Below are 3,663 nucleotides of genomic sequence, written 5' to 3'. Positions count from 1 at the left end.
GAGCTCGCTATTGTTGTTTACGAAAGTTTTTTGGTTGAAACTTAATTATATCAACAAGTTAGTCGAGTTTCACCCCTTTTTATGAAATATTCGGGCTATAATGAACAGGATGTCTATTTTCACAAGCTTTTAAGTTTTAAATTGGCGCAATTTTTCTTGGAAACAGTGAATACTACACTAATATACCATCCATTAAATTAATCATAAGACAGTAATCCAACATGATAAAAACCACTCTTTTGGACACTACACATCCTATCCACGGCGTTTTTGCTGCACATGAAATGACGCCTAATCTCTCGCCCATGCTGGACAAGCGACTTGAAGTCAAAGAGGTTTGGGTTTTTTATACTGAAAACATGTTGCCTAACGCGCAACGCCTTGAGACGGTCTATCTGAATCATGGCTTAAGATGTAAGCTTTGCGAAGTATCCACCGCGTTTGACGCGTTGGTGCTAGTGGATGAGCTTAGAGCCCATTGCGAAGGATTAGACATGGCGCAGATGGCGTTTAATATTTCTTGTGGCACCAAGATTTATGCGGTCGCCACCGTGATGGCGTTTGGTCAGTCTGATGCCGCTATTTATTATGTGCTACCGAATGATGAGTTGGCTTGGTTGCAACCTCGCGGTCGCGAGGGCTTTAATCTATCCGATACGATTAAGCTTGATGAGTTTTTGATGGCGCATGATGTTTCCATGTTTACATTTACGCAATACAGTGAGCATGAAACCTTGTTTGCTAATCTGGTGATTGATTTTTTGGCCGTGAAGTTTATCGCTATGCAACGCTACAGGGACTTGCATGACTTTTCTCGTTTGTATCACCAAAAAAGCCTTATTCAGTTTTCATTGACGAAACAGGGATACCGGTTGGTGGAGAAACCAGAACTTCAGGGTGATTTGCTGGTGAGTTTTTTACAGCAATTAGCTAAGAAAAACCTGATAACACTCAATGTTTCAACTCATCATGTGGTCATGAGAGAGCCGGCGCCAAATTGGCAGCGATTAATTATCGGTGGGGGTTGGTTTGAGTATTGGGTGTATCGTACGATTAAAAAACTTCAGCAGGATATCACTGAAATTCAGGATGTTGCGTTTGGCGCTAAAATCCATCATGAAAATGCGATGGATGAAATCGATGTGATGTTTTTGCTCAATAATCAGTTGGTGATTATTGAATGCAAAACCGGTGGCACAGCGAATGTTAATCATCATATTCATCGAATCAACAGTTTGCGTAAGTCACTCGGTGGTGTGCTTTCGCATGCGGCATATATTACCACTGAGCGCCTTGATAAACACTCGAAGTTCCGCACCAAGGCGGCTCAACTTCAGGGTTTAGCGATATTTGATAGCCATGATCTGATGAAACTGGAGGACAACTTGAGAAAGTGGGTTTTAGGCAAGCTGTCCTCAGAGGTTTAGATTTTCAATATATAAATCGCTCAAGAGCGGTTTGAAGCTGGGCAAAACGATCACCCTGGATGACTTCGATGTTGTAGCGTTTAGCTCGCTCATAATCATTGGGTTTGAGTGGGTTAAGACAGATAAAAATGCCACGACCAAATGCACCGCCGGTTTGGCTAGCAAGTGTGTCGAGTTTGTAAAGGCTGTCTGGCACTGGACTATTTTCCTTGTCAGTTTGGTAGGTTTTGCACTCAATAACCACAAGTCGGTTATTTACCAATACCGCGACATCTAACTCATTTTTAATTGTATTCGCTTTGCCTTGCAATAAGCTGTAAACCTCAAGCCCTTGGGCTAAGTCTTGAATACGTTTGTTTTTTGCCATCATTTTACGGATAGTGTGGTACACATGTTCTTCTAGCCAACCACCAGCACAGAAAAAGCGGGCTTGTTCACTGGGAAACTTTATGTAGGGTCCTTGCCATTGAATGAGCCCATGGTCTTGCAGCAGCTTAAGCAGTGCGTTCAAACTTGGAAATCGGCTTTTAATCTCATTTTCGCTCACTAAATTCGGGTTATAGCTTGCTGACACAGCATGAAAATTCAAGGTGGAAATAGCACTTTGGTATTGTGATAAATTCATCACCAATTCGTCGATCAGGGGTCGCCATTGTGGTGCGACGCGAGAATGGGATTGATTAAGTGTATCCACGCCATGCGATAGCAGGAAGGGTTTTATTTTAACGCGATCAATGATCTCATGGCGTTCGGTTGTTAAGGGTACATACCAGCTTAGGGTGTCATCAAGGTTTTGATAATAAGCTTGGGTTCCCTCATCGGCGGTCATTAAGGCCAGCTCATATAGGGCGATGGACATGGTTTTGGTGCCACTGGTTATGTTGCAGTAGATTTTTGAATCGGGTGTTTCTTGCTTTAATTTTTCATACAATTGAATCAAAAAATCATGCAACTGATGCATGTTATCGGCAGAAGGTAGCACATCTAAACGGGTTTTGATTTGATACATGGCAAGTGCTTGCTGTAACCAAAGTGCGTGTTGTTTGAAACTATCCGTATGGAGCAGTATGGCTTCATCAACCTGTAAATTGGGATCAATGAGAGGCACTAAATTAGGTGTAGGTTGTTTTGAAACGAGACATAGGTGAATATGTTTGGTTGCCATGCGTGCTCCTAAGGGTTAAAAACGGGTCATATGCGTTAGATTCGAAATACAGAGTATACTGTAATTTATGCAATAATCGCTAATATCTAGGTCTAATACGCAGGGATTTTGATGTTATGTGCTTGGATGATATTTAGCTGAGTTTGCAAATAAGCGAGGTAGACGGAGTGAAAAGCTTTTATAAGACTTTGGAATTAACAATGCTATTGTCACACATATAAGGGCATACCAGTGGTTTGTACTGGCAGCCGATTGGCTTTAGTCCGACAGGCTCCTAGGGGAGATTTGCAATTGACTCACTTACTCGATGGTGAAAACGGCGCCAGTCCTTCGCTTTTAATGCTATTTCAATGAGTTGTGGTAGCACCATCAACAGTGCATTATTTAGCTGTGCCATACGTAGCCAGCAGATCAGCGTTTCGCTTGCATGGAGTTGCGCTAGTTGGTTGTAGTCGATCACGCTGTTGGGTTCTAATAAGCCAGTTAAGTAGTTCAACAGTAATTGTATTTCAGCTTTTTCTTTCGCTTGTTGTTGTCTTTTTAGTCGGAAATTGGCAATTTTGTTTAGAAGATAGCGGCTAAACACCACGGGGTCTTCTTGATCAGGTGCGCGACGAAACAATACTGTAGGTTCAATCCGACCATCATCGAGTCTGCGTGAAAACATTGGCATTGACATGTACTCGCGCCCTTTCACTTGCATCTGCGGGACTTGCACCATTGAGGGGATGGCATCGGTTTTTTCCGTTTGCGCACGCGCCATTTCAATTAGATAGTCAGTGTGATCAGTGAGCAGTTGGTATTTAACGCCATACTGTGTTTTTGACGCTTCAGCAATATACGGGTAGCGTTGGTCGGCAATCCACTTTACTAGCGAACTAGACTTGGGTGGGTCAATCGATTGAGGGGTGAGTCGATAGGTTATCACCTCTTCACCTATGCTGACTTTGCATTCAAATTTATTGGGTGATTTTTGGTAAGCGTCCGACCGCACCCATACTAGTCGCCCCATCCTAAATCTGCCATCATGAGCGTGTCAATTAATCCAAGGACGCATCATGAACAAAACAA

General features: G+C 42.8%; 3 protein-coding genes. 1 reads left to right on the top strand and 2 read right to left on the bottom strand.

The features are described 5' to 3' along the window. The first annotated feature begins 284 nt into the window (after window positions 1-284). Window positions 285-1,427, top strand: coding sequence for a Card1-like endonuclease domain-containing protein (locus NA59_RS12530; RefSeq protein ID WP_232504098.1), 1,143 nt, complete (start codon window positions 285-287; stop codon window positions 1,425-1,427). A 4-nt stretch (window positions 1,428-1,431) separates the two neighbouring features. Here NA59_RS12530 and NA59_RS12525 read toward each other — a convergent pair whose 3' ends face one another. Together NA59_RS12525 and NA59_RS12520 are read right to left on the bottom strand one after the other, a co-directional pair. Further along, window positions 1,432-2,592: a Card1-like endonuclease domain-containing protein gene (locus tag NA59_RS12525; RefSeq protein WP_044413438.1), complete on the bottom strand. Its 1,161-nt coding sequence runs from the start codon at window positions 2,590-2,592 to the stop codon at window positions 1,432-1,434. A 274-nt stretch (window positions 2,593-2,866) separates the two neighbouring features. Next, window positions 2,867-3,604, bottom strand: coding sequence for a hypothetical protein (locus NA59_RS12520; RefSeq protein WP_044413435.1), 738 nt, complete (start codon window positions 3,602-3,604; stop codon window positions 2,867-2,869). Between the last annotated feature and the right edge of the window lie 59 nt (window positions 3,605-3,663).

This window comes from Thiomicrospira microaerophila, assembly GCF_000934765.1.
Taxonomy (GTDB): Bacteria; Pseudomonadota; Gammaproteobacteria; order Thiomicrospirales; family Thiomicrospiraceae; genus Thiomicrospira; species Thiomicrospira microaerophila.
Note: the sequence above shows the minus strand (reverse complement) of the source record. Positions and strands in the feature narration are given on the sequence as shown.